Origin of the sequence: Bombella sp. ESL0385 (genome assembly GCF_009725755.1) — a bacterium.
GTDB classification, from domain to species: domain Bacteria; phylum Pseudomonadota; class Alphaproteobacteria; order Acetobacterales; family Acetobacteraceae; genus Bombella; species Bombella pollinis.
In genome coordinates this window covers 884,649-911,422 of the sequence record NZ_WNIJ01000001.1, presented here as the reverse complement: position 1 = coordinate 911,422, position 26,774 = coordinate 884,649, and the positions used below count along the sequence as shown (strand labels likewise).

The 26,774-nt window shown below is 52.5% G+C and carries 25 protein-coding genes; 7 read left to right on the top strand and 18 right to left on the bottom strand.

The window, feature by feature from the left end; translation table 11 throughout:
- Positions 1–67 precede the first annotated feature (67 nt).
- From GM557_RS04145 to GM557_RS04095, 11 genes are all read right to left on the bottom strand, one after another.
- A complete protein-coding gene (locus GM557_RS04145; RefSeq protein WP_155573068.1) occupies positions 68–532 on the bottom strand; it encodes a type II toxin-antitoxin system RatA family toxin in 465 nt (154 codons plus the stop codon).
- Positions 532–1,509, bottom strand: coding sequence for a lipoyl synthase (gene lipA, locus GM557_RS04140; protein ID WP_155573067.1), 978 nt, complete (start codon positions 1,507–1,509; stop codon positions 532–534). Before lipA ends, GM557_RS04145 begins: the two co-directional genes overlap by 1 nt.
- A gap of 2 nt (positions 1,510–1,511) precedes the next feature.
- Positions 1,512–2,918, bottom strand: a complete 1,407-nt coding sequence (gene lpdA / locus GM557_RS04135; RefSeq protein WP_155573066.1) for a dihydrolipoyl dehydrogenase — start codon at positions 2,916–2,918, stop codon at positions 1,512–1,514.
- Positions 2,919–2,920: 2 nt separating this feature from the next.
- On the bottom strand, positions 2,921–4,168 hold the full coding sequence (locus GM557_RS04130) for a pyruvate dehydrogenase complex dihydrolipoamide acetyltransferase (RefSeq protein WP_155573065.1): 1,248 nt from the start codon (positions 4,166–4,168) through the stop codon (positions 2,921–2,923).
- Positions 4,169–4,173: 5 nt separating this feature from the next.
- Positions 4,174–5,550, bottom strand: a complete 1,377-nt coding sequence (locus tag GM557_RS04125; RefSeq protein WP_155573064.1) for a pyruvate dehydrogenase complex E1 component subunit beta — start codon at positions 5,548–5,550, stop codon at positions 4,174–4,176.
- Between the two features lie 3 nt (positions 5,551–5,553).
- Positions 5,554–6,558, bottom strand: a complete 1,005-nt coding sequence (gene pdhA / locus GM557_RS04120) for a pyruvate dehydrogenase (acetyl-transferring) E1 component subunit alpha (RefSeq protein ID WP_099025980.1) — start codon at positions 6,556–6,558, stop codon at positions 5,554–5,556.
- A gap of 112 nt (positions 6,559–6,670) precedes the next feature.
- Positions 6,671–7,633, bottom strand: coding sequence for an indole-3-glycerol phosphate synthase TrpC (gene trpC, locus GM557_RS04115; RefSeq protein WP_196424590.1), 963 nt, complete (start codon positions 7,631–7,633; stop codon positions 6,671–6,673).
- A gap of 50 nt (positions 7,634–7,683) precedes the next feature.
- Entirely contained in the window at positions 7,684–8,757 is a 1,074-nt protein-coding gene (gene trpD / locus GM557_RS04110; RefSeq protein WP_155573063.1) for an anthranilate phosphoribosyltransferase, read from the bottom strand.
- The gene (locus GM557_RS04105) at positions 8,757–9,356 is read right to left on the bottom strand and encodes an aminodeoxychorismate/anthranilate synthase component II (protein WP_155573062.1); all 600 of its coding nucleotides are present in this window, start codon (positions 9,354–9,356) and stop codon (positions 8,757–8,759) included. Before GM557_RS04105 ends, trpD begins: the two co-directional genes overlap by 1 nt.
- A gap of 39 nt (positions 9,357–9,395) precedes the next feature.
- Entirely contained in the window at positions 9,396–10,868 is a 1,473-nt protein-coding gene (locus GM557_RS04100; RefSeq protein ID WP_370513424.1) for an anthranilate synthase component I family protein, read from the bottom strand.
- A complete protein-coding gene (locus GM557_RS04095) occupies positions 10,868–12,832 on the bottom strand; it encodes a peptidylprolyl isomerase (protein WP_155573061.1) in 1,965 nt (654 codons plus the stop codon). Before GM557_RS04095 ends, GM557_RS04100 begins: the two co-directional genes overlap by 1 nt.
- A gap of 164 nt (positions 12,833–12,996) precedes the next feature.
- On the opposite strand from GM557_RS04095, the gene tpiA reads away from it, so the two are divergent.
- The 4 genes from tpiA (at position 12,997) to kdsA (ending at position 16,801) form a co-directional block, all read left to right on the top strand.
- Complete coding sequence (gene tpiA, locus GM557_RS04090; RefSeq protein ID WP_155573060.1) at positions 12,997–13,791, top strand: triose-phosphate isomerase; 795 nt, start codon at positions 12,997–12,999, stop codon at positions 13,789–13,791.
- An 18-nt stretch (positions 13,792–13,809) separates the two neighbouring features.
- Complete coding sequence (gene secG, locus GM557_RS04085) at positions 13,810–14,193, top strand: preprotein translocase subunit SecG (protein ID WP_155573059.1); 384 nt, start codon at positions 13,810–13,812, stop codon at positions 14,191–14,193.
- Positions 14,194–14,333: 140 nt separating this feature from the next.
- Positions 14,334–15,977, top strand: a complete 1,644-nt coding sequence (locus GM557_RS04080) for a CTP synthase (RefSeq protein WP_155573058.1) — start codon at positions 14,334–14,336, stop codon at positions 15,975–15,977.
- On the top strand, positions 15,974–16,801 hold the full coding sequence (kdsA, locus tag GM557_RS04075) for a 3-deoxy-8-phosphooctulonate synthase (RefSeq protein WP_370513423.1): 828 nt from the start codon (positions 15,974–15,976) through the stop codon (positions 16,799–16,801). The genes GM557_RS04080 and kdsA overlap by 4 nt, the downstream gene beginning before the upstream one ends.
- On the opposite strand, the gene GM557_RS04070 is transcribed toward kdsA, so the two are convergent.
- Positions 16,792–17,274 (bottom strand): DUF3429 domain-containing protein, encoded by a 483-nt coding sequence (locus tag GM557_RS04070; protein ID WP_155573057.1) that lies wholly within the window; start codon positions 17,272–17,274, stop codon positions 16,792–16,794. The genes kdsA and GM557_RS04070 overlap by 10 nt on opposite strands.
- A 113-nt stretch (positions 17,275–17,387) precedes the next feature.
- Between GM557_RS04070 and eno the strand changes: the two genes are divergently transcribed.
- Both eno and GM557_RS04060 read left to right on the top strand, forming a co-directional pair.
- Entirely contained in the window at positions 17,388–18,671 is a 1,284-nt protein-coding gene (eno, locus tag GM557_RS04065; protein WP_155573056.1) for a phosphopyruvate hydratase, read from the top strand.
- Between the two features lie 140 nt (positions 18,672–18,811).
- Complete coding sequence (locus GM557_RS04060) at positions 18,812–19,138, top strand: septum formation initiator family protein (protein ID WP_155573055.1); 327 nt, start codon at positions 18,812–18,814, stop codon at positions 19,136–19,138.
- An 81-nt stretch (positions 19,139–19,219) separates the two neighbouring features.
- Here GM557_RS04060 and rpmG read toward each other — a convergent pair whose 3' ends face one another.
- The 5 genes from rpmG to GM557_RS04035 all read right to left on the bottom strand — a co-directional run bounded on the left by rpmG (position 19,220) and on the right by GM557_RS04035 (position 25,009).
- Positions 19,220–19,387 (bottom strand): 50S ribosomal protein L33, encoded by a 168-nt coding sequence (gene rpmG / locus GM557_RS04055; RefSeq protein WP_043561310.1) that lies wholly within the window; start codon positions 19,385–19,387, stop codon positions 19,220–19,222.
- Between the two features lie 148 nt (positions 19,388–19,535).
- A complete protein-coding gene (locus GM557_RS04050; protein ID WP_155573054.1) occupies positions 19,536–21,071 on the bottom strand; it encodes a hypothetical protein in 1,536 nt (511 codons plus the stop codon).
- A gap of 120 nt (positions 21,072–21,191) precedes the next feature.
- On the bottom strand, positions 21,192–21,758 hold the full coding sequence (pgsA, locus tag GM557_RS04045; RefSeq protein ID WP_266137731.1) for a CDP-diacylglycerol--glycerol-3-phosphate 3-phosphatidyltransferase: 567 nt from the start codon (positions 21,756–21,758) through the stop codon (positions 21,192–21,194).
- A 29-nt stretch (positions 21,759–21,787) separates the two neighbouring features.
- Positions 21,788–23,686 (bottom strand): excinuclease ABC subunit UvrC, encoded by a 1,899-nt coding sequence (uvrC, locus tag GM557_RS04040; protein ID WP_155573053.1) that lies wholly within the window; start codon positions 23,684–23,686, stop codon positions 21,788–21,790.
- A 294-nt stretch (positions 23,687–23,980) separates the two neighbouring features.
- Positions 23,981–25,009 carry a dipeptidase gene (locus GM557_RS04035; RefSeq protein ID WP_155573052.1) on the bottom strand — a complete coding sequence of 343 codons (1,029 nt, stop codon included), beginning with the start codon at positions 25,007–25,009 and terminating at the stop codon, positions 23,981–23,983.
- A 101-nt stretch (positions 25,010–25,110) separates the two neighbouring features.
- Here GM557_RS04035 and GM557_RS04030 point away from each other — a divergent pair, with 101 nt between their 5' ends.
- A complete protein-coding gene (locus tag GM557_RS04030) occupies positions 25,111–25,908 on the top strand; it encodes an exodeoxyribonuclease III (RefSeq protein WP_155573051.1) in 798 nt (265 codons plus the stop codon).
- 67 nt (positions 25,909–25,975) lie between these two features.
- Here GM557_RS04030 and GM557_RS04025 read toward each other — a convergent pair whose 3' ends face one another.
- The gene (locus GM557_RS04025) at positions 25,976–26,677 is read right to left on the bottom strand and encodes a response regulator transcription factor (protein ID WP_155573050.1); all 702 of its coding nucleotides are present in this window, start codon (positions 26,675–26,677) and stop codon (positions 25,976–25,978) included.
- Between the last annotated feature and the right edge of the window lie 97 nt (positions 26,678–26,774).

Genomic DNA, 26,774 nt, shown 5'->3' with positions numbered 1-26,774 from the left:
CCTTTAGGACAATCATTCTTATCTAAAAGAATTATTACATAAAATTATTTATCCTATAAGCGAAGCCTTATGAGAGATGAGCCCCCGATACTATAGTGTGCGGTGGGCCATAAACCTTACTAGCGCGTGTGATAAAGGCCTTCACCATAAGGCGCACGCCTTCATTAAAAACCATTCCTATCGCATTGCGCAGCAAAAGGGAGCGGAACTCAAAATCGACAAAGAAATCAACACGGCAATGCTCTCCCTCAGGGGTGAAACGCCATATATTTTTGAGATGCTTAAAAGGCCCGCGTTCATACCCTACTGTAATCTGATGAGGGCGGTCTAGCTGAACACGGCTTGTATAAGTCTCCCGGAAAGGGCCAAAGCCAATGGTCAAATCAGCTAATAATTCCTTCTCCGACCGAGAGCGCACAGCAGCCCGCACACACCAAGGGAGGAACTCAGGATATCTCTCTATATCCGCCACAAGGTCAAAGAGCTGCTCGCTAGAGTAAGGAATTAACCTTTGCTCGGCATGTGTTGGCATTAGCTCTCCCCTTTTAAACGGCGCGCACGGGCTTCGCGTAGCTCTGCAAAATCACGATCCGCATGATAAGAGGAGCGCGTGAGGGGGGATGCACTAACCTGCAAAAACCCCTTCGCCCGCGCCATGGCCCCATAGTCAGCGAATTGCTCTGGCGTGATAAAATCTTTAACCGCGGCATGTTTAACCGTAGGTTGCAAATATTGCCCTAATGTTAGGAAATCGACATCCGCAATACGAAAATCATCCATCACTTGTGCGACTTCCATCTTCTCCTCCCCCAAACCCAACATCATGCCGGATTTCGTAAAAAGAGATGGATCAAGCCGCTTAGCATCATCCAATAAGCGAATAGATTGATAATAACGCGCCCCCGGTCGAATCCCCGGATATAAACGCGGAACGGTCTCGATATTATGGTTAAACACATCCGGCCGTGCAGCAACAACAACCTCTAACGCACCCGGCTTACGCAGAAAATCCGGCGTTAAAATCTCGATCGTTGTTTCTGGCGCAAGAACACGAATCGCTTGGATGACATCCGCAAAATGTTGCGCTCCCCCATCGGGCAAATCATCACGATCCACCGATGTAATAACGACATGCTTGAGCGCCAACTTCGCCACGGCTTCCGCGACATGAGCCGGCTCGTCTGGGTCCAATTTATGCGGGAGACCTGTCGTGACATTGCAAAACGCACAAGCGCGCGTGCAAATCTCCCCCATAATCATCATAGTCGCATGGCGTTGGGACCAACATTCCCCAATATTGGGGCATGCAGCCTCCTCACATACTGTCGTCAGGCCATGTTTTCGCATGAGGCCATGCGTCTCATCATAGACCGGATTGCTCCCCGGAGCCCGCACCCGAATCCATGAAGGTTTCTTCTGGATAGGGTTATCGGGCCGGTGCGCCTTCTCTGGATGACGCAAAGCGGCCATCCGGTCTTTTTGATGATTAATGACGATGCGCTGAGCCATTCCTAAATATGCAGCGCACCCTCATAAGCGGCGAGGACAGCCTCATGCATTGTCTCAGAGATGGTTGGATGGGGGAACACCGTCTCCATCAACTCGGCATCAGTCAACTCACCCGTCCGGGCGATGACATAGCCTTGAATCATCTCTGTGACCTCAGCCCCAATCATATGGGCCCCTAGCAATTCGCCCGTTTCAGCATCAAAAACCGTTTTGGTCATGCCGTCAGGCTCACCCATAGCAACGGCTTTCCCATTCGCTAAGAAGGGGAACCGCCCCACGCGGACCTTATAACCTTCGGCTTTCGCCTTCTCCTCACTAAGCCCCACAGAAGCCACCTGCGGGCGTGCATAAATACAGCCGGGGATGTTGCGAATATGGAGCGGCTCTGGGGAGCGACCGCTGATTTTCTCCACGCAAATCACCCCTTCATGGCTTGCTTTATGAGCAAGCCACGGTGGAGCCGCCACATCACCAATGGCATAAATGCCCGGCTCTGCCGTGCGGCAGAACTCATCTGTTTGAATATGGGAGCGATCAACCTTCACCTTGGTGCCTTCAAGGCCAAGCTCCTCCACATTCCCCACGATACCGACCGCGCAGATTACACGGTCCACCGTAAGGTCCAGCTTGCCTTTCGCTGTCTCAATAGTGGTGGAGACCTCATTAGCACCCTTCTTCAGCGGGCCAACTTTTGCCCCTGTATGGATGGTCATACCCCGCTTCTCAAACGCTTTATGCGCTTGTGCGCTAATCTCGGCATCTTCGGTCATGAGGATACGCTCTGCGACCTCGGCAATCGTGACCTCACAGCCCAAATCCCGATAGAAGGACGCAAACTCAATCCCAATCGCCCCAGAGCCAATAACCAAGAGACGCTTTGGCAGACTATCCGGCGTCATCGCCTCACGCGCGCCCCAAATGAGCTTGCCGTCTGTCTCCAACCCCGGTAGCTGCCGCCCCCGCGCACCAGTTGCCAAAATGACATGCGGGGCACGAATCTGGCCAGTCTCTTTACCATTTTTTGTAATAGAGACTTTATGCGCCTCACCCTCACGGCCTGCTAATTTAGCGTGGCCATCAAAGGTTTTAACTTTCGCCTTCTTTAAGAGATGAGCCACACCTTTGCCCATTCCCTCCGCTACTGAGCGAGAGCGTTTTACAATCGCCTCTAGGTCGAAGGAAGGATTACTGGCCGAAAGCCCATATTTCTTCAAGTGCCCTAGGCTGTGGTAAACCTCCGCAGAGCGCAACAGAGCTTTGGTAGGGATGCACCCCCAATTAAGGCAGACGCCCCCCATATGGGTACTTTCCACCAAAGCGACATTCATCCCAAGCTGACTAGCCCGCAAAGCCGCCACATAGCCACCCGGACCGCCGCCGACCACAATAAGATCAAAAAGGTCAGACATGATCACAGCACCAGTGAATAAGGGTTTTGAATAAGGTCACGCAATTTATTAAGCCATTGCGCACCAAGGGCACCATCGACCGCACGATGATCCACCGAGAGAGTAGCCGTCATCACCGTTGCAACAGCAAGCTCACCATCGCGTATCACAGCGCGTTTCTCACCCGATGCCACAGCCAAGATAGCCGCCTGCGGTGGATTGATAATCGCAGCGAAATCTTTCACCCCGAACATCCCCATATTGGAGATAGAGAATGTCCCGCCTTGGTAATCCTCTGGAGAAAGTTTGCCCTCCCGCGCACGGGTCGCAAGGCTGCGGGCCTCTTGGCTAATCTCCTTCAAGCTCTTGCGATCAGCTTGGCGGACAACCGGTGTCACCAATCCATCCGGCACGGAAACCGCCATGGAAATATCCACATCCTCAAAATGCAGCATCTCGGTTTCGGTGAACTGGACGTTCAGGCCCGGCTGTTGCTTCAACGCCAAAGCCACGGCCTTAATCATCATGTCATTGACAGAGATTTTGCAGCCTTCAGCTTCAAGAGCTTTATTAAGGCGACTGCGTAGGGCCAAGAGCGCATCAAGCTCAATATCCACCGAGACGTAAAAATGCGGCACTTGTGTTTTAGATTCCGTCAAGCGGCGGGCGATAACCTTCCGCATACCGGAGTGTTTTACACGCTCAACAGAGCCCGCTGCTGAGGCCGCTGTGGCAGATGATGCAGTGGTGCTAGATGTCTGCCCTTTTGCTTTCTCCACATCGCGGCGCAGAATACGGCCATTCGGCCCTGTCCCGGTGAGGCTGGCAATATCAACACCATTTTCTTTCGCAATACGGCGGGCCAAGGGGGAGATGAAAATCCGCTCCCCTTTATCCGCTTTCTGCGTTGATGTTTGTTGAGCCGGGTCAAAAGAAGAAATCACCACTGGCTCGGGCTTTTCAGCTTGTGCAGGGGCTTCAGCCTTCGCCGCAGCAGGTGCGGTTTCAGGAGCCTCAGGGACAGCTTCTCCCTCCTCCACAAGGATGGCGATGGGCGTCTTTACTGCCACATGCTCCGTCCCCTCTGGGATGAGGATTTTACCAAGAATCCCCTCATCCACAGCTTCGACTTCCATCGTGGCTTTATCAGTCTCAATCTCGGCAATAACATCACCGGACTGAACGGCATCGCCTTCCTTTTTCACCCACCGGGCCAGCGTCCCTTCTGTCATAGTCGGAGACAGAGCAGGCATTAAGATATTGGTTGCCATTGGTTTTAGTCTCCCAACTGCTTACGCACAGCCTCAACAATCCACTCAGGCTTAGGCAGGGCCAGTTTCTCTAAATTCGCAGCATAAGGCAAAGGAATATCCAACCCGCATACACGCGCTGGCGGGGCGTCTAGCCAATCAAATGCTTGCTCCACCGCGATGGTGCAAATCTCGGATCCAATACCCGCTACAGGCCAGCCTTCCTCAACCGAGACAATCCGATTGGTTTTCTTCACGCTCTTGATGATCGTTTCCGTATCAAGCGGACGGAGCGAACGAAGGTTAATCACCTCAGCCTCAATGCCTTGTGCAGCAAGCTGCTCTGCGGCCTCTAGCGCAACACCCACCATGATGGAGAACGCCACCAAGGTGACATCCTTCCCTTCGCGCTCGATTTTAGCCTTACCGATGGGCAGAACAAAATCCTCATCCACCGGGCAAGGGAACTTCTTGCCATAGAGAATCTCATTCTCCAGCACCACGACAGGGTTCGGGTCCCGAATAGCAGCACGAAGCAGCCCCTTCGCATCCGCCGCAGACCATGGCGCGACAACTTTAAGGCCGGGAATATGCGCGTACCAACTGCCAAAACATTGGGAATGTTGCGCCCCTACACGCGCCGCTGCCCCATTCGGCCCACGGAAAACAATCGGGCACGACATTTGCCCACCGGACATATAACGCGTTTTCGCTGCGGAGTTGATGATGTGGTCCACCGCTTGGAGGGAAAAGTTCATCGTCATGAACTCAACAATCGGCTTCACACCAGAGAGAGCCGCCCCGACAGCCATACCGGTAAAGCCATGCTCGGTAATGGGCATGTCCATAACACGCTTCTCACCGAACTCATCTAACAAGCCCTGACTAACCTTGTAAGCCCCTTGATATTGGGCGACTTCCTCACCTAGCAGAAAGACATCCTCATCACGGCGCATCTCCGCAGCCATCGCATCACGCAAAGCCTCGCGCACTGTAATGTCTGCTGTCTCACCCCATTCAGGCTCGACAAGCTCAGCAGTAGAGCGTTGAGCAGGCCCTTGCGGAGCAGATGCCGCCGCGTTGGGGACAATCTTCTCTACCTTGGATGTGGGTTTGGCTTTTGAACCAAGGTCCAGCCCGTCCGCTGCGGAGGCATCCTCGCCTTCTTCCAACAGAACGGCAATAGGCGTGTTTACCGCCACATGCTCTGTACCTTCATCGATGAGAATACGGCCTAGCACGCCATCCTCGGCAGCTTCCATCTCCATCGTGGCTTTGTCAGTCTCGATCTCTGCGATAACCTCGCCAGAGCGAACAGCATCACCCTCTTTTTTAACCCAACGGGCCAGAGTCCCTTCCTCCATTGTAGGGGAAAGAGCGGGCATAAGAATTGGAGAGGCCATGGCTTATTCTCCCACCAGAACATCAGTCCACAGTTCGGAAGCATCCGGCTCTGGGCTTGTTTCGGCAAATTCGGCTGCGTCTTTTACAACGGCCTTCACGTCGTGATCCACGGTTTTGAAGAACGATTCATCAATTCCCTGTTTAATCATCTCCGCCTTTAACGATTCAATCGGGTCACGCGTTTGGCGCATCTCATCCACCTCTGAACGCTGGCGATATTTCGCCGGGTCAGACATGGAGTGTCCACGGTAACGATATGTTTCCATCTCTAACAAGAAAGGCCCTTTGCCAGAGCGACAATGCTCCATGGCCTCTTTTGCCGCTTGATAAACAGCAGCGACATCCATCCCATCTACTTTGCGTGATGGAATCCCCCACGGGGTAGCATTCTTTGAGAGGTCCTTAGAGGCAGAGGCACGCTCGATCGATGTCCCCATGCCGTAACGGTTATTCTCAATCACATAAAGGCACGGCAATTTATGCAGAGCGGCAAGGTTGAAACTCTCATAAACCTGCCCTTGGTTGGAGGCACCCTCCCCAAAATACACAATGGAGATAGCCCCGTCCTTTTTATACGCGCTGGTAAGGGCAAGGCCTGTCCCTAACGCCACTTGCGCGCCAACGATGCCGTGCCCCCCATAGAACTCTTGCTCCTTAGAGAACATATGCATAGAGCCGCCCTTCCCGTGGGAATACCCACCAGAACGACCCGTAAGCTCGGCCATCACGCCACGCGCTGTCATCCCAGCAACGAGCATCTGCCCATGATCGCGATAAGAGGTAATGGAACGATCACCCTTCTTCATCGCAAGGCCAATCCCTGCGACAACGGCCTCTTGACCGATATAGAGATGGCAGAACCCGCCAATCAGCCCCATACCGTATAATTGACCGGCTTTCTCCTCAAAACGGCGGACAAGGAGCATCTCCCTATAAGCACGTTCCATTTCCTCCTTCGATAGCACCGGGCCATTCTGGCGGTTCGGCGCATCCGTCATAGAACCCATGACACTCTCCCAGGATTGCAATTTTACAATGGAGCGGAGTTGTAACAACACTCCTCCCCAAATACCAGCATTTCACACATTAACGCGGCATTTTATACCAACACAGTACTCTTTAGAAACCTAATAGTCGGCGCGCTGCGAGGCCGGGGTCTTCCTCCCGCAATAATGATTCACCTACGAGAACAGCACTACATCCAGCTTCACCAACCTTTGCCAAATCCTCCGATGTCGCAATCCCACTCTCTGAGACAACGAGACGATCAGGCGGCACTTGCGGGGCAAGGTCTAATGTTGTTTGGATGTCCGTCTTTAATGTCTTCAAGTTACGGTTATTAATACCAATGAGGAAGCTATCATAAGCAAGAGCCTTATTAAGCTCCTCCTCATTATGGACCTCCAACAATACATCCATATCCAGCCCTCGCGCGAGAGCGATAAGCTCGGCTGTTTGTTCTTCCTTCAAAATAGCCATAATCAAAAGGATGCAATCTGCCCCAATCAAACGGCTCTCATGCACCTGCCACGGCTCTAAAATGAAGTCCTTCCGCAAAATCGGTAGGCTACAGGCTTCACGGACGGCTTTTAAATCTTCCACACTCCCATGGAAGCATGACCCTTCCGTCAAAACGGAAATACAGCTTGCCCCTGCCCGCTGATACGATAGAGCAATTTGAGCAGGGTCATAATCGGGCCGCAAAATACCTGCAGAGGGGGACGCCCGCTTCACCTCAGCAATCAACCCAACGCGCTTATCTGCCGTAATATGCTGCAAAGCCTGCCCAAAACCACGGGTCGGCATGGAGACCTCTTTTGCCTTCGCGGCAATCTCCTTGAGGGGCAACACCTGCATCCGTTGTTCGACATCAAGGCGAGTCCGCGCGCAAATACGTTCCAACACACTGGCCCCGTTATCCGCAGCGGCACTATCCCCTCCGTCTACAGAGGGTGGAGTAGCATCTTCCGATTTAGCGGCCTCTGCTACATCACCCCCAGCTGGGGACTCAGATATTGGCGATTGTCCTGCATCATCAGCAGGAGCAAAAGCAGCCATCGACCGCTGTGGCAAGAAAATCATGATCGTCCTGAATCTTTACCTTAAAACAAATCACGAACGGTTTTACACGTTCAACTCTGTGCCCTTACACCCCTTTGGGCGCGGATTAAAGCCTCCTGTGCGTCTCCTTCATCCAAAGAGTGCGCCGCTTGAGCAATGTTGCGCCGCAATGCGGGGACGGAAAGCGCACCATTCTCTAACAAATTACCACGCCCTGCGACATGTAGGCCTATCGCGGCATTTAACAAAACGGTGTCCCGATAACAGCCTTTTTCTCCGGCAAATAAACGCTTCATCGCCTGCGCATTTGCCTGTGCGTCCCCGCCTTTTAGGGCCGCAATCTCATAACAGGGTAAGCCTGCCATCTCGGGCGTGATATCAAAAGAGAATATCTGACCAGCCTCCCACACCTCATTATGCGTGGAACCTGCTAAAGTAAGCTCATCAATGCCACCTTCATCCGTATGGCCATGCACCACCCAAATAGACGTACCGCCCAGCTCCCCCAAAACCTGAGCAACAGGCTGGCACCACGTTTCATCAAACACGCCAACCAACTGTCGCCGCACCCGCGCAGGATTACAAAGCGGGCCGAGCAAATTAAATAACGTCCTAAACCCCAAACCTTTCCGCACTGGGGTAGCAATCCGCATCGCCGGATGGTGATAAGGTGCTGCAAGGAATGCAAGACCATCCTCCCGCAGACGCGTCTCCTGCACAACGTGACTAGCCTCAGCAGGGATGCCCAATGCTTCCAACACATCAGTTGCCCCTGCACGGGAGGATAAGGCACGCCCCCCATGTTTCGCCACAGGCACACCAAGCCCCGCCAAAACAAAGGCTGTCGCGGTGGAGACATTCAACGTCCCCAGCCCATCGCCCCCCGTCCCGCATACATCTACGGTATCGTCAGGAACATCCTTTAAAGCTTGCATCGCACGACGCACAGCGCGTACCGCACCAGAAAGCTCGGCAGACGTCTCCCCGCGCATGTAAAGAGCGGTCAAGAACGCAGAAAGCTCAATCTCCGAGACATGCTCCCCCATAATGAGCGTAAAGGCAGCTTCGGCCTCCTCAGCACTCAAGGATTGACCTAAAACAACCTTACTCAAAAACGGTGTGAAAGGCGTCCCCTGCCGTGCCATTAACTCACTGCACCTTTATGGGGTGGTAGGACATGAGCGAGACGCAGGAAGTTCGCTAGCAATTCCCGCCCGGAATGAGAGGCAATACTCTCTGGGTGAAACTGTACGCCATGGATAGGATAATCCCGATGCCGCACCCCCATCACCACGCCATCCTCTGTCCGCGCATTAACGATAAGCGAATCGGGAATAGTCGCCGGGTCTAGCGTTAGGCTATGATAGCGCACCATATCCACCGGATTAGGCAACCCTGCAAAAACCCCACTTCCATCATGATGAATGGCGTTAATCTTGCCATGCATTGGTACATCTGCCCGCACAACATCTGCCCCAAAGACCTGCCCTACCGCCTGATGCCCAAGACAAACCCCCAAAACAGGCACCTTGCCCGCTGCTTTTTCGATCAACGCGCAGCAAATCCCCGCTTCATCAGGTGAGCAAGGACCGGGGGATAGCACAATCGCAGAAGGCTTCATCGCCAAAGCATGCTCTACAGTGAGGGCATCATTCCGCTTCACCGCACATTCCACCCCTAACGCCCCAAAATGATGGACCAAATTGAAGGTGAAGCTATCATAATTATCAATCAACAAAATCATCTGATTGTCTCCTCAATCGCAGCACATTTTGCTGTTATCTCAGATGAGATGTCGCGCGGCATTTTTCATCCCCCTCGGGGCAGAATGCTTTTGCTGCCCTACATGCACCGCTTGCTCAATCGCTGCTTCTGCTGCGCTAAAGAGCGCACGTGCCTTCGCTCTCGTCTCTTGATACTCCGCCTCGGGGTTGGATTCAGCCACGACACCACAACCGGCCTGTACATACATATGCCCGTCTTTCAGCAAGGCCATACGCAAGCCGATGCAGGTATCCATGTCCCCATCCGCACCAAAATAACCAACACACCCAGCATAGGGGCCACGCCGTGTTGGCTCTAGCTCATCAATAATCTCCATAGTGCGAATCTTTGGGGCCCCTGTGAGCGTCCCCGCTGGGAAAGCTGCCGAGAGGGCCTCCAACGCACCGCATTCCGCTTTTACCTTCCCCGTCACGGTGGAGGAAATATGCATGACATGGCTATAACGCTCCACCACAAAGCGTTCTGGCACCTCTACCGTGCCAAGCTGCGCTACGCGGCCAACGTCATTACGCCCTAGGTCAATCAACATAAGATGCTCGGCAAGCTCCTTGCCATCGGCAAGAAGTTCTTTCTCCAAAGCAAGGTCATGCGCACGGTCCCGCCCACGCGGGCGCGTACCTGCCAGAGGACGCACCGTAACGACCCCTTGGCGCATCCGCACCAAAATCTCTGGCGAGGACCCAACAAGCGTAAAGCCCCCAAGGTCCATCAAGAATAAGAATGGTGCGGGGTTAATCCGCCGTAAGCTGCGATATAATGCCAAACCGGAAAGGGGAAAGGGCGTTGTAAAACGCTGGCTTGGCACAATTTGGAAGGCATCACCCGCCGCAATATAATCCTGCGCTTTTTTGACATTCTGCAAAAAAGCTTCATGCGTGATGTTGGAGACAGGCTCCGCCAGTGTCGTCCCTTCAGGGAGGGATTCGGCAGGGTCTGCCACGGGTTGACGTAAAGCCTCCACTGCTTTGGCTAGCAAAGCCTCGCCATCTTGCTCTGTCGTCCCCTCACGCAGCGGTGTGGCTAAAATCAACTCATCCCGCACTGTATCAAATACAGCAAAAAGCCGCGGACGAATCATCACCCCTTCGGGGAGGCTCAGGTCATTAGGCGGGGGATTGGGCAAATCCTCCATCTGCCGGACCATATCATAACCCAACACCCCGAAGACGCCGCCAATCATCGGCGGCAAGCCTTCTGGCAAGGGCATCCGGCTTTCATCCAACAAAGCTTTAAGCGAGGTCAGGGGGGCTACTGCCTCCGGCTTGCCATCCCGAAAGGCCTGCCCATCTTGGCACCGCCAAACCGTATCGGGCAGCAAAGCGATAATGGAATAACGCCCCCGCGCGGCCCCACCTTCTACACTCTCAAAAAAGAGACGGTAAGGATCATCAGCGAGGCGAGATAAACGCAGGAATACAGAGAGCGGAGTAAGAAGGTCTGCCGCTTCTACCCTATGAAGAATCTTACACACTACTGCCCAAACCTTCCTGAAACACTGCTGAAGACCCGATTATTAATGTCATCAAACAAAGCGGCATTAAAGTGCCGCGGCGGGGCGGAGCGCGTATAAGACATGCCTAATGTCTCACGCACATCACTCCGATATGCTTCCGCCAGTTGGCTCGTGATATTCTGGCGCAATGTAGTTGTGAAACTCGGCGATTCCTCATAGCTGCCCGTCACATTCACCAACCAATAGCCATCCCCCTCTTGGAGCATAACGGTCTCACCCTCTTTCTGCTCCATAGCGGCACGAAGAATAAGAGCAGGAACATCCTGACGTTGCTGAAGACGCGGGAAATGCTCATCCTTTTGCAGAAGGGACGCCTCACCTTGCCCATCCACTGCACGGCGCAAGCCATCAGTTTTAGCATGCTGATACAGGCTGGTTGCGCGTTGCTCCATCGCATGTTTACGCGCATCATCAAGCCATGCCTCTTTAACCTTATCGCCCATTTCCTCATAGCTGCCTTGGTGGGCTGGTACGATATTATCCACCAAGACCGCAAAAGCACTCCCATCAGGCTGGGTAACAATATGAGGAGGTTCATCTTTCTTTTGGCTAAAGACCTGCTGCAACAACGCCTCACGCAAAGCAGCATCACCCGGCAGAGGAGCCGGCTCCCCGCTAGGGATATTGCCTCTCTCATCCATTGTGCCTGCCAAAGGAAATGCCCCAATATCTGCGGGAATCTGCTCTAATGTGGCAGATTTTGCCACTTCCTCCTCCAAGATCCGCACACGCTCTTGAAGTAGCGGAATGGCACGGGCATTAGCGATATCCTCCCTTAAACCTTCTTTCATATCAGCAAGATTGGCATGATGTGCAGGTTTTACAGAGATAACATGCACTACACTCCATCCGGCTGCCGTCTGAATAGGATCAGAAACCGCCCCCGCCTCTGTAGCAAAAACGGCTTTACCTAATGTTGGGTCTGGGAAGTCTGCTATCCGAGCGTCATTCAAGGAGGCAGGAATCGCACTCGGATGCTGTTTTTGCAACGCATCCCACGTCGCTCCCTTCTTCCACGCTGTCGCAATTTGCAAAGCAAGAGCTTTGTCTGTTACAGCGAGAACCTCCACCGTTCGTAGCTCTGGCGTATTATAACGCGCAGCTTGGGCAGGGTCTGTCATCTTCTGCGCAAAGGCAGCTTTCAAGTCATCATCTGAAACGCTAATGGTCTTCGCCACACTGCCTGCTGTTATCACAACTAGGCGTGCATGCCTGTATTCCGGCACACGAAATTGCCAGAGATGATTCTGATAATACCGCTTTAATTGCTCAGCTGTCGGCTGGGTTGCAACTTCTCCCAAGGAGAAAGGCAGGCGAATCATATCCACCACACGCCCATGGCTGAAAAAATTCACCATCCAATCAACTTGTGCATTCGGGGCGACCAACCCCTGACCAAAACTATACATCGTTGCGGCGGCATAAAGCATGCTCCGCGTCTCATTTACCAAACTCTGATGGTCGAGCTGATTGCCCTTCAGCACAGCTTCCATCTTCTGCGGGTCAAACTTGCCTGTTGGATCCTGAAAGATCGGCATCGAGAATACTGCAGAGCGAATCGTATCATCGCTAGGATTAAGGCCATTACGCCGCCCAGCAACCTCACCTTCTTGCGTCAAGATAAGGCTACGCAACGCTGTATGACCAAGCTCCCCCCGCGCTTGCGGAGCTTTAAGAATCTCTGGCGAGCCACCATTCTGCTGAATGGCATAAGCGATTTGCCGTTGTATTGCCTGCTGCATCTCAATGGGTGTGACTTTGTGGGAGCCAATCTGCACCACAACATCCCCATTGAGGCCGATACCTCCCCCATCAATACTGAAGAAAGTACCCCCCAAAACAATAAAGGAGGCAAAGACTAACAAGGCAATGACCCGACCCAACCAAGAGTCAACCAGGAAATGACGCAGAGCAGTAATCATCGAAAGCGCGTATCACTTATCTAATGGTGGAATGGCGTTAAGCGGAAAAACCCGCTAAGCTACCCTAGCATAGAGATGCTGAGACAAATTGACCAGCGCGCCATGGCTATCATTTGCATGATAACGCGATGAAGTACGCCATAGCGAAACCGGGGGAGAGCAGAATGACCACTGTACCCAAATTCGTCATTGGGAACTGGAAGATGCAGGCCCGCCACGAATATGGCCTAGAGCTTGCACGCGGAGTTGCTCAAGGATTAAGGGACAATCCTCCGCCTAGCCGCCTCCACACCATCCTATGCCCACCCTTTACTCAACTGGCTGGGGTTCATAGCGAGCTTGATGAAATTGGCCTACCAAATGAGCAGCTCGCTTTAGGGGCGCAAGATTGTTATCCAGCAGCATCAGGGCCTTTTACGGGGGATATTTCCCCGCAGATGATCAAAGCTCTAGGGGCTAGCTATGTCATCCTTGGCCATTCTGAACGCCGCCAGAATCATGGTGAAACAGATGCCGTGATTCGCCAGAAGGTCAAAGCCGCTACGGCTGCGGGCGTGACCCCGATTGTCTGTATTGGCGAGCACCTTGCTGAACGTAATGAGGGCCGTGCGGCAAGTGTCCTTGCCAGCCAAATTGAAGGCTCTCTTACAAGAGGCTTCCGCGGAATCGTTGCTTATGAGCCTGTTTGGGCCATTGGTAGTGGGATTACCCCTTCCCATGAGGAACTCCAAAGGAAGCTAACTCTCATTCGTGCTTTATTGCCTATGCGCTTGATGACAGATGACATTCGCGTCCCGGTCCTGTATGGCGGGTCCGTAACATCTGTACAGGCCCCTTCCATTATGTCTATCGAAGCCGTAGATGGAGTGCTTGTTGGCAGTGCTAGTTTGGAGGCGCAGAGCTTCTTAGATATTATCACCGCTGCGGCTGAGGCCACGACGCCTCAACTGACTTCGTAACTTTTGGACCCTGATTGAATGACCACATTATTGCTTATCCTCACTGTTCTGGTTGCCCTAGCCCTTATCGGCGTTATCCTGATTCAGCGTAGCGAAGGCGGTGGTCTTGGCGTTGGCAATAGTCAGGGTCTTGGCTCTTTTATGTCTGGGCGTGGCACGGCTACCTTGCTCACCCGTAGTACGGCGGTGCTAGCTGCCCTGTTTATGATTCTCTGCTTGGTCCTTGCCATCTTGAATCGCGGAGCCTCCTCTGGTGCGAGCAATGGGCGTGATATTCTCGCTCATCCGCCTGTATCCCAACCAGCTGCACAAACTGCACCGCAAGCAGCGGCCCCGCAGGCTCCTACTGCTCCCGCACAGACGCAGGGACAGGATGATAGCAAAGCCAGTGACGAGTTTTAAGAAACTGCTCCCGCACAGACGCAGGGACAGACACAAAATGAGCAAACACCTGCTCATTAATTTTAGGGCACTAATTTTAGGGGAAGTTAAGCCATAATCTACTTCCCCTTCCCTGCCTCTTCGCTATATAAGGGCCTCCCATGACGCGCTTTGTTTTTGTGACGGGTGGGGTTGTATCCTCCCTCGGTAAAGGTATCGCCTCGGCAGCTCTGGCTGCCCTCCTCCAAGCTCGTGGGCATAAAGTCCGCATTCGGAAGCTGGACCCTTATCTCAATGTTGATCCGGGCACGATGAGCCCTTATCAGCACGGGGAGGTGTTCATCACCGATGATGGTGCTGAGACAGACCTTGATCTCGGCCATTATGAGCGTTTCACCGGGGAGCATGCTCGCCGCTCCGACAACACCACAACGGGGCGGATTTACTCCAACGTCATCGCGCGCGAGAGGCGCGGCGATTATCTTGGGGCTACAGTTCAGGTCATCCCGCATATTACCGATGCGATTAAAGAGGCCGTTGTCTCCGATACTGATGGCTATGACTTCGTCCTTGTCGAGATTGGCGGGACAGTCGGCGATATTGAGAGCCTGCCCTTCCTAGAGGCGATTCGCCAATTACGGAATGATTTGGGCCATGAGAACACGATGTGCGTGCACCTCACCCTTCTGCCCTATATCCCCTCCGCGGGAGAATTAAAGACCAAGCCAACGCAACATTCTGTCAAAGAATTGCAAAATGTTGGCTTACAACCACAGATTCTCCTCTGCCGGTCCGATAGACCCATCCCGCAAACAGAGCGGCAAAAAATTGCCAGCTTCTGTAATGTTCGTCCTGAAGCTGTCATTGCCGCTTTAGATGTCGATACAATCTATGCCTGCCCTATTGCGTATCATGAACAAGGGATGGACCGCGAAGTCCTCCGTTATTTTGGCCTGCCACATGATACCGCACCAGACCTCTCCCGCTGGGAGAAGATTGTCCGTGGTGTGCGTGAGCCTAAAGGGGAAGTACGCATCGGGATTGTTGGTAAATACACGGCCTTACTCGATAGCTACAAATCCCTTGCCGAAGCGTTGCTCCATGGTGGAATCGCCCAAGATGTGCGCGTCCATATGAACTGGATTGATGCAGAAAATCTGGAAGACCCCGCCCAACTTGAGAACCAGCTACGCGGCATGGATGGCATCCTCGTTCCCGGTGGGTTCGGCGAGCGTGGCTCGGAGGGGAAAATCAATGCCGTGCGTTATGCGCGGGAAAACCGTATCCCCTTCCTCGGCATCTGCTTTGGGATGCAAATGGCCGTTATCGAATGTGCCCGCTCCCTCGCCGGGTTGAAAAAAGCCTCCTCTACCGAGTTCGGCCCTACAGAAGAACCGTTAGTCGGGCTAATGACGGAATGGGCCCGTGGGACAGAGCTACTCCGCCGCCGCGAAGGGGGCGATTTGGGCGGGACTATGCGCGTAGGGGCCTACCCGGCTAAGCTGGTCGAAGGCTCTCGCGTGGCGGCCATTTACGGTAAAACCGACATCCGCGAACGCCATCGCCATCGCTGGGAAGTGAACGTTCATTATCGTGAAGTGCTGGAGAAAACCTCTCTCCGCTTCTCTGGCATGTCGCCTGATGGTGTTCTGCCTGAAGTTGTTGAATATCCTGACCATCCCTGGTTCATCGGTGTGCAATATCACCCAGAATTGCTCTCTAAACCCTTTGACCCACACCCTCTCTTTAGCGGGTTTATCGGGGCGGCCAAAAAAGAGCATCAAACACGGGAGGATAAGGCGTGAATGTTCCTTTAGGGACATTCAGCCTAGGGCAGGATCAGCCCTTTCGCCTTATTGCTGGGCCGTGCCAAATCGAATCGCGTGACCACGCTTTCTTCATGGCGGAGGCGTTAAGCACGCTCTGCCGTGAGTTGGGTATCGACCTCATTTATAAAAGCAGCTTCGATAAAGCGAACCGCACCTCCCTCCGCGCTGCGCGTGGTGTGGGAATAGTAGAGGGGCTTAAAATCCTCGCCGATATTCGCGCTCATTTTTCAATCCCCGTTCTCACTGATGTCCACGCCCCTGAGCAATGTGCCCCGGTAGCAGAAGCTGTGGATGTCCTTCAGATTCCTGCTTTTCTCTGTCGGCAAACGGACCTCCTCATCGCAGCGGGAAAAACCGGCAAGGTTGTGAATGTAAAAAAAGGGCAGTTCCTCGCCCCCTACGATATGAAACATATCGTTGAAAAGCTGGAATCCACCGGCAATCACCGCATCCTCCTTTGTGAACGCGGGACATGTTTTGGTTATGGGACGCTTATTAACGATATGCGCGCCCTGCCGATTATGGCCCAGACGGGCTATCCTGTTGTGTTCGACGCCACTCATTCCGTCCAGCAACCCGGTGGGTTAGGCCATGCAACTGGTGGGCAGAGGGAGTTTGTCGCCCCCCTCGCCCGTGCGGCTGTTGCAACGGGAGTGAGTGCGCTATTCATCGAGACGCACCAGACCCCTGATACCGCTCCTAGTGATGGCCCTACGATGATACCCCTTGCCGATATGCGCGCTTTGTTAGAGCCGCTCATCGGCATAGACCGTTTGGTAAAGCAAGGCTCTCAGAACTGACCTTGCGGAGAAAGAAGCGCGAGCGCGAAGCCAATCACGCATAAAATGCTGCTAATCACCCGTACCAGAAAATAACCGGGCGGGAAGTCACCATGCCGGTTTGCGAGTCGTTCTAATAAGATGAGGCTGAGAAAGCCCCCTATTTCCAGCGCAAAACCTATTTTTAAAGAGCCAGAGGCCCCAACACCCATGGCTAACCATCCCCATAAAAACGCAAAACACCCCAAGAGAATCGCCCGCTTATCACGCAGGCTTTCCCTTTTCGGGAGGATGATGGTGGGCTTGCAGGCTAAGAAACCCCAATTCATCGCCCCATAAAAGGGTAAGAGACAGCCCCCATACGTAAGCAAAACGAGTGTTAAATGCGGCAGAGACATGACAATCCCCGCCAAAAAGAGCCAGCCGCCCATTAACAAAGGCAAAACACCGCCAAGCACAATAAGCATGGCTGCCGTGACAGGAAATTGTCGCATCTTAATTGACCTCAGGCCCGGTTTTTGAGACTAAAATAAGGTGTAAGCGGATGTTGCTTCGCGCCTGATGATAGGCCGTGCAGGCTCCGCCGCATAGAGTCAGGAGAAGTCCCTTGAGCGCAATTGTTGATATTATTGCCCGCGAAATTCTGGACAGCCGTGGTAACCCGACTGTTGAGGTAGATGTTGAACTAGCCTCCGGTGTGACCGGCCGCGCTGCTGTTCCCTCTGGTGCCTCCACCGGTGCCCACGAAGCTGTGGAGCTGCGCGATGGCGACAAAAAACGCTTCCACGGTAAGGGCGTCCTGAAGGCTGTCAACGCTGTTAACACAGAGATTGCCGATAAGCTGCGTGGCATGGAATCTGAAGACCAGATTGCCATTGATAAAGCCATGATTGAGCTGGATGGCACACCAAATAAAGGCCGCTTGGGTGCAAACGCCATCCTCGGTGTTTCCCTCGCTGTTGCCCGCGCTACAGCTGAGGAGCTGGACCTGCCGCTATACCGCTATGTCGGTGGCACATTTGCTCATGTTCTGCCCGTCCCGATGATGAACATCATCAATGGTGGTGAGCATGCTGATAATGCTATCGACTTCCAAGAGTTCATGATCCAGCCAGTCGGTGCTTCCTCCGTTGCAGAAGCTATCCGTATGGGGTCTGAAATCTTCGCTTGTTTGAAGAAAGAGCTGCACAAGAATGGCCTGAACACCAATGTAGGTGACGAAGGTGGGTTTGCGCCTAACCTAAACTCCACAGAAGACGCTCTCGGCTATATCGAGAAAGCCGTTAAAGATGCTGGCTATAGCTTTGGTAAAGACATTACCCTTGCTATGGACTGCGCTTCCACAGAGTTCTACAAGAACGGCCGTTACGAGATGAAGGGGGAAGGCAAGAGCTTCTCCTCCAGCGAGATGGTCGATTATCTGGAAGGCCTGACCAAGAAGTTCCCGATTGTTTCCATCGAGGATGGTCTTGCTGAGGATGACTGGGAAGGTTGGCAGGAGCTTACAAAGCGTCTCGGCGACAAGATTCAGCTCGTTGGTGACGATTTATTCGTAACAAACCCTGAGCGTCTTGCTGAAGGCATTGAGAAGGGCGTTGCTAACTCCCTACTCGTTAAGGTTAACCAGATTGGCTCTCTGACAGAGACATTGCGTGCTGTGGAAATGGCTCAACGCGCTGGCTACACGACTGTGATGAGCCATCGCTCTGGTGAGACAGAGGATTGCACCATTGCTGACCTCGCCGTTGCTGTGAACACAGGGCAGATCAAGACAGGTTCCATGTCCCGCTCTGACCGTATGGCAAAATACAACCAGCTGATCCGCATTGAGCAGCAGCTTGGTGATAGCGCACAATATGCTGGTCGCAGCATCCTGAAGACACACAAGTAATCTTCAGCCATAGGCCATTGGTCTAAAAGAAACCCCGCCCACAAGGCGGGGTTTTTTTATATCCTCTGCGTAACTTGCTTGTTGCAAAAATCCTTTATAGGGTGATTCCGTGATTTTATTTACGAGACGTTAAGGGGGATATGGTGTTCGTCTTTTTACGGCGCAGCGTAAGAGCTATCTGTGCCCCTCTCCTCTTTCTTCTCCTAGCGGCCTATTTCGTCTGGAACGCCCTTCATGGCGAGTTAGGGATTAGGGCCTATCAGCACCAAAAGACCCTACAGGCAGAGGCGCAGCTAGCCTTAGCTAATGCCCATGCAGAGCAAAATATCTGGCGGCGGCGCGTTTTAGCCCTTAATGAAAATGCCCTCGACTCTGATATGTTGGACGAGCGAAGCCGCGCTATGCTGAATGATAGTCTCAAAGGCGATTTAGTCATTCCTTATGGGGATAAACACCCGCTTTATTAAACGCGTCTTCCCATCACCTCCAGATACAAAAAAAGCGGCCCAGAGTGAGCCGCCTTTTTTATAAGATTTCTACGAAGACCCTTACTTAATCTTCGCTTCGCGAAAGACCACATGCTTACGCACAACAGGGTCATACTTACGCACTTCCATCTTGCCTGTTGCTGTGCGTGCGTTCTTCTTCGTCACATAAAAATAACCCGTATCTGCGGAAGAAACGAGACGGATCATGATAACATTTGTCTTAGCCATACTACCCTCGGACTGCTGCCGTGATGGGATGCCGCTTCACCATTATTCCAAGCAGCATATTCCCGAATACTTGGACGGGAGAATGATACCTTGTGCCTTTCAGGTCAAGCCTTTTTGGCAGAAGATTCCCCCTAAAAGCAATTATCTTTTATCTATCGCCAAAAGCATCCAAATCATTATAGCGATGACGAGACGCATGATGGCGAGAATGACCATGCTTTACAACACTATGTCCACGGTAGGATGTCCCTTTATGGTAACCGCCCTTCCGCCTCACTGTCATCGTATCTTCCTCTCCTACCCGCTCAGAGAGCTTAATCACATCGCCTTCCCAATCATATCGATTATTCTCTAGCTGTTGAGTAGGCCGTACATAACGCGGTTTTGCATACTCCTCCGTAAGACTTAAACTCTTATCAGAGTGGTGCGTTGTGGCCTTCTTAAAGGCACCACCGCGTATCTCGCTTACGACCTTAATTGTCCCATCCGGTCGGATAAAGGTATAGGTCCCATCCCCATTAGGAATAGAGACCGCCCCCGGTACAAGTGGCTCTACAACCGAAGCCTTTACGTTATCATGACGCCTAGAGACGGTAGAAGCTTTGGTTGCCTCCTCCCCAAAATCATTCCATTGCTGAGGGCTTGCTTCCACACGTTCCGTTTTAGGGGGTACAGTATTTGGCACGGCAGAGGCAATCGGTGCGCTATATGGCGTAGTCTTGGCCGGAGTCTTCTCATGCCTGCTACCATATTCATGTAGCGGCAATGCCCCACCACCAGCTGCGAAAACTGCAGCAACATCCTCACTATACCGAGACGCTTGTGCCGTTACAGGAGGCATCTTCTTCGCCTCCTCCTTGATGGGAGCGTGTACCGGTGCAGGCGGCACAATAACCGGCGCAACGGAAGATGGTGCTTTTTGCGAAGCGATAGGAGCCACAACAGGGGCAGCTGGCATTCTCTCCAGCTTAGCCATTGTCTCCTTATGTTCAGGCTGCACGGTGGCCTGCCGAGTGGCAGGCAAAGGCGGCACCACAATAAGCGCAGCAGGTGGCGGCGGAGCGACATGCGCCTGCGGAGCTGGAGAAGATGTAGCCTCCTTCTGCACAACCTCCTGCGCCTGAGGCTGGGGCTGAGGCCGAGGCTGAGGCTGAGGCTGAGGCTTTATATCGGGAAGAGGAACAGAATCTACATGGCTTTCGGCCAACAAAGCCTTGGCAGATTGCTCCGCCTTTTTCTGATCCACTGGCTCTAGATAAGCATCAGCATTATCCTGCACATGCGATGGCAAAGGGGTTTCTGCTGGCATAATCGCTTTGCCAGATCCATAGCGTTTGCCAACATCCTCGCCTACCGCTAAACCCTGCCCATCAGCCAACTGATGCTTCAGGTCCGCCTCAAGCTGTGGCCTTAATTGATGCCACTTATTAATGAACTGACTATTGGAGCGGCTTACATCCTGTAAGCTTGGCACAGGCTCTGGCTGGCCGGGCCAAATATCGCCTTCCTCTGGAAGGATAGGGGTTGTACTCGCAACTTCGCCCCGCACACGGCGTGCCACTTCACTCTGTGCATCGGGAGAGTTAGGGTTGCCGATGGGGTTAAACATCTCCCCTGCACGCCTATCCCACCCCGTACAGCTTGCCGTTAAACACGATAAAATAACGAGACTAGCCCGCCTCATCCCATCGCCCTTGGGCATCATCCGGTGCATAATACGTGTTTTATAAGCAGGCTCTGACAAGAGAAGAAGGCGGTAAGCCCCTGCATGGCTATTTGATTTATCTGACTGATATCCCACCTTTTATACCCGCATCCGTGCCATAGTTGCTTTTAAATAACCTGTTCCTGTCAAAAGGGTAGGAATCACAGACAGCCAAAGCAATACTGCCCCCATAAACCCAAAATACCGGGCCACATCATGGAAAGAACTAATACCCCCTTGCCCAAGAATGAGCAAACCTATGGCCACCATTTGTATCCCCGTTTTCCATTTCGCCAAACGAGTTGAAGGGATTGTCTGATTTTGAGAGGCCATATATTCCCGCAACCCACTAATTAAAATCTCTCGCAACATAATCAAAATAGCTGCATAGAGGGACCAAAAATGCAAGCCTCCCAGCCCGGCGAGGGCTAAAAGCAAACTACCCACCAAGAGCTTATCTGCAATCGGGTCCATCATCCGGCCTAAGTCAGACGTTAAACCTTGCCTGCGTGCTAAGGCTCCGTCCAGATAATCCGTCACACATGCCCCAACATATAAGCAAAAAGCAATATCTGCCCAGATGCCACCACCAGCGAGGCACCCGATTAATAACGGGATCACAAGAATACGGAACAAAGTCAGAAGATTGGGAAGATTAAGCACTATGTATCCCTATCCGGCAGGCCATGCCCTAACTATGAATCTAGCCAGGGTTTTTCGGAGACGTCACTTTGCTCTCTTACCCATTCTGGATGGAAATATCCATAAATGACCTGCGCCATTTCACGATTAATTCCCGGTACATGTTCTAACTCCTCTATTGCCGCTTGGCGCACCTGCCGGACAGACCCAAAACGTGTCAGCAATGCCTTCTTCCGTGCTGGGCCAATGCCGGGCACATCATCCAACCCTGAGCGCGTTAACGCCTTAGAGCGACCAGCCCTATGGGTTGTAATCACGAAGCGATGCGCCTCATCACGCAGGCGTTGTAGATAATATAAGACAGCATCATTAACAGGTAATTGAAATGGCTCCCGCCCTTCGACAAAAAACCACTCTCGCCCCGCATTGCGATCCACCCCTTTCGCAATCCCCACAATCGGAATGGAGGACAGGCCCTTCTCCTCAAGCATCTCTTTTACGACTCGTACTTGGCCTTTGCCGCCATCAATCAACAACAGATCTGGCCATGCCTCACTCCCTGCATCCTCCATACTTAATTGTGCAAAACGGCGGCTCATAACCTCCTTCATCATTCCAAAATCATCGCCCGGTGCCACAGGACCACGAATGGAAAACTTACGGTAAGCCCGTTTTACAAACCCCTCCGGCCCGCCAACAATCATCGCCCCATAAGGGGCTTGGCCCATCAGATGAGAGTTATCATACACTTCGATACGTTTTGGCGGCGCAGGAAGACCAAACAAATCCGCCACCTTTTCCAAAAGAGCCGCCTGTCCTGCTGTCTCTGCTAAGCGGCGTTCTAACGCTTCGCGCGCATTGAGGATGGCATGATCCAACACATCTTTTTTCTCCCCCCTTTGTGGTTGGAGTATCTGCACCTTATGCCCGCGCTGTAGTGTCAGAGCCTCCATCAACAAAGCATCCTCTTGCGGAGCAAGATTCGTCAATATCTGAGCGGGTGGTTGTTTATCCTCATAAAATTGCAATAAAAAAGCAGAGAGAACATCTGCCGCTGGCTCATCCTTCGCATGACGCGGGTAGAAGGCGCGGTTCCCATTATTTCGTCCTCCTCGGATAAAGAAAACCTGTATGCAGCTCTGTCCCGCTTGCTGCCACAAAGCCACAACATCTGCTTCTCGAATAGTAATGGGATTAATCGCACCTGAGGCTCGAAGATTCGCAAAGCCGCGGATACGGTCCCGAATCAGCGCAGCACGCTCAAAAGCCATCTCCTCCGCGGCATCTTCCATCTCTTTTGTGAGCCGTTGTTGAAGCTCCCGCCCTCCACCGCTGAGGAACTCCTTCGTTTGTCCAACTAACGCTTGATATTCCTGCGCGCTAATCCGCTCCACACAGGGGGCAGAACAACGCTTAATTTGATAAAGCAAACAAGGCCTAGTGCGGGATTCAAACACGCTATCGGTGCATGTCCGCAGCATAAAAGCCCGTTGAATCACCTGAATCGTCTGATCCACCGCACGAGATGACGCAAAAGGCCCCCAATAAGTCGCCCCTTTTATCGGTTTCCCCCTTTGGCGCATTAGGCGAGGGTAAGCGTGGTCCCCACTTAGCAACAACCACGGGTAAGATTTATCGTCCCGCAAGAGGATATTAAAGCGTGGCTTCATCCGCTTGATGTAATTGGCCTCTAGCAACAAAGCTTCGGCCTCTGTCCTGGTGACGACAATCTCCATCCCCATAGTAAGCGTCACCATCAGACGAATACGTTCGGATAGGCGAGAGAGATGGGTATAAGAGGTTACACGTTTCTTAAGGTTTAGGGCCTTACCAACATAAAGCACCTCCCCCTTCGCCCCGACCATACGGTAGACGCCCGGACTGTCAGGGATTGTCTTCAGGGCCTTCCGAATCGCAGCCACACCGTGAGGGGATTCAGCCATAATGCTCATTTACCGCCAATTCTTCCTGATTTTATAAGGCTTAGCAAACTCATCCACTATTCCTGTGGAAAAAGCTGTGAATACCCCAAGGGTAAAACGCCGCATCGCAGAGTTTCTCTCCTTTTTGAGAGATTGCCTATTTTTTAGTCACCATCACTAACTATCTGAAAAACAACGATTTATAAAAGGTTTTCTAACCCGTAACATAGATGTTCCCCCCTTTTCCCCCCGATATAACTGTCAATCCCGTTTCTGAAAAAAATAGTGGACAGAAAATACCCAAAACATCGCCAAAAAGGAAAATTATATTTGACTCTTCGTCATTCTTTCTTCTGCCTTCTCCAAAAGAGTAAGCATATTCTCACCCGCCACAGCGCGAATCTCACTATCATCCAGCCCATGCTCTTGTAATGTTTGGATGAGTTGATGGGTCTCACCAGCATCCTGCCAGCCCTCTATGCCGCCCCCGCCATCAAAGTCGGAGGAGAGACCAACATGCTCCACACCTATCCGGCGGATAACGTACAGCACATGCTTCGCAAAATCCGCCGCTGTGCCACCACCGCCACGTTTTAAAAACGCCCCCATGGCTGTGATTTGGATAAGCCCGCCACTCGCCTTCAACACATCTAGTTGCCCATCATCCAGATTACGCGGATGGTCACACAAAGCCCGCACGCAAGAATGACTAGCAAAAACCGGCACCTCGGAAAGTTCCACAGCCTGCATCATCGTCTTGCGCGATGCATGTGAGACATCCACCAACATGCCATGACGATTCATCTGTTGAATCACACGGCGGCCTAGCGAGGATAAGCCGCCATGTGCTTCCTCTGGGCCTTCTCGTACCACTGCGGAATCCGCTAGGAGATTATGCCCATTATGGGTAAGGGTCATATAACGCACCCCATAACGCTGAGCGAGCCAACCAATACGGCTATCATCCTCTCCTATCGGATAACCATTCTCCATCACCGGGATGAGCGCGACCTCCCCATTTTGCGCCGCCTGCCGTATATGCGCGGCTGTGTGACATAGAGCCGCCTGCCCCTCAAGATAATGGGGAACCATATCCTCTATTGCCTCTAACATAGCTTGCGCCCGCCGCCACGCCGCCGCATGACCAGCTTCATCAAGGCCTGCTTGTGGTGTATAGGCTGCTAAACAAGCCGCCCCTAACCCGCCCGCTTTCGCTTTGGGGACCGTAAACCGCCGCTCTACATCTCGCTGGGCGCAATCAGCTTGGTCACGCTTGTGCCAACTGGGAAGGCCATCCGCCGTTTTTTCCTCCCACGGAATATCAATATGCGTATCCATGATGAAAATAGACATCTATAAGGCCCCTTCCTTCGCTATACGCTTCAATGTGGCGTAATAAGCCGTAATCGCAAGATCATACTTGAATTTTTCCGTTTAAAGAGGGATCAAAAGCCATGCGTCTTATTACATGGAATATCAATTCACTTCGCCTCCGGCTGCCCCTCTTAACGCGTCTAAGCGAAGAATACGCCCCTGATGTCATCTGCCTTCAGGAAACAAAGGTCCCCGACCCGCTCTACCCCCAAGAGGCGTTAACGGCCCTAGGCTATCCGCATCAGCTTTATCGCGGGATGAAAAGCTATAACGGCGTGACGATTCTATCACGCATACCGTTAGAGCCCGCCCTATCTCATGCACCTGATTGGTGCGGCAAGATGGATTGCCGCCATGTTGCTGCGCGCCTTCATACAGACTCCGGCCCGGTGAATCTTCATAATTTCTACGTCCCTGCTGGTGGCGACATACCAGACCCAGACGAGAACGAAAAATTCGCCCATAAGCTCGCTTTTTTAGAAGAAGCAAAAGAGTGGTTTACAGCCCATCCTCCTAAAAGAAGCATCCTTGTGGGGGATTTAAACATCGCCCCGCTAGAGCATGACGTATGGAGCCATAAACAGCTCCTCAAAATTGTTAGCCACACACCCATTGAGACATCCGGCCTGTTAGACTGGATGCACACAGGCTTTGAAGATGCCATGCGTACTGCCATCCCAGAGCCAGAAAAACTCTATACATGGTGGTCATATCGCAACCGAGATTGGAAGAAATCTAACCGTGGCCGCCGGTTGGACCATATTTGGGCCACGCCAGATATTCTCCCCAATATGCAAAAAATCACCGTTCTCAGCGCGCTACGCGACTGGGAATCCCCCTCCGACCATGCACCGGTCATGATGGACATTACCCTCTAACAATACCACCCTATAAAGAGTGCAGGCTGACCTAACATGATAGGACCAGCCTGCTTTGGAGAACGTCTTACACATTAGGGTTAAGGCAATAGCCCCCACCCTCTGTCAGCAAAATCCCAGCTCGGCCTTGCCCCGGCTCTATCTTTTGGCGAAGGCGATAAATATGGGTCTCTAATGTATGGGTCGTTACAGAGGCGTGATACCCCCAGACCTCATGCAACAGCACATCACGCTCTACCGGCTGCCCTCCTGCGCGATAGAGATATTTAAGGATAGCTGTCTCTTTCTCTGTTAAATGAATCCGCTGACCTGTTTTAGGCTCAAAAAGCTGCTTGTTTGCGGGGCGAAAGACATAAGGACCAATATCAAAAACAACGTCCTCGCTATTTTCAAACAAACGCAGCTGCGCTCTCACACGCGCCTTTAACTCACCAATGCGAAAAGGCTTAGCCACATAATCATTCGCCCCTGCATCAAGACCACGAATGACATCATCTTCATCATGAGATCCTGTCATGATGATAATAGGGATTGCTAACCCCTTTTTACGTAATGCCGCACAAAATTCCCGGCCATCACCATCAGGAAGATTCACATCCAACAAGACAATATTAATCCGCCCCTCAGAACGACCCAACACTTCCTCTGCAAGAGCAAGCGTGGTTGCCCGCTCTACCCGATAAGCCGCTCCTTCTGACAACTGAGCCGCTAAGACGGAACCTAAACCATCATCATCGTCAACAATCAATATTGAGTGCCGCGTATTCATGTCTCAAAAATCCTGTTCATAAATACAGTTCAGTTACAGCCTTGCCCTCAACATCCCCCCAAAAAAGAGCCTGAAAAGCATAGCACTGCTACTAACC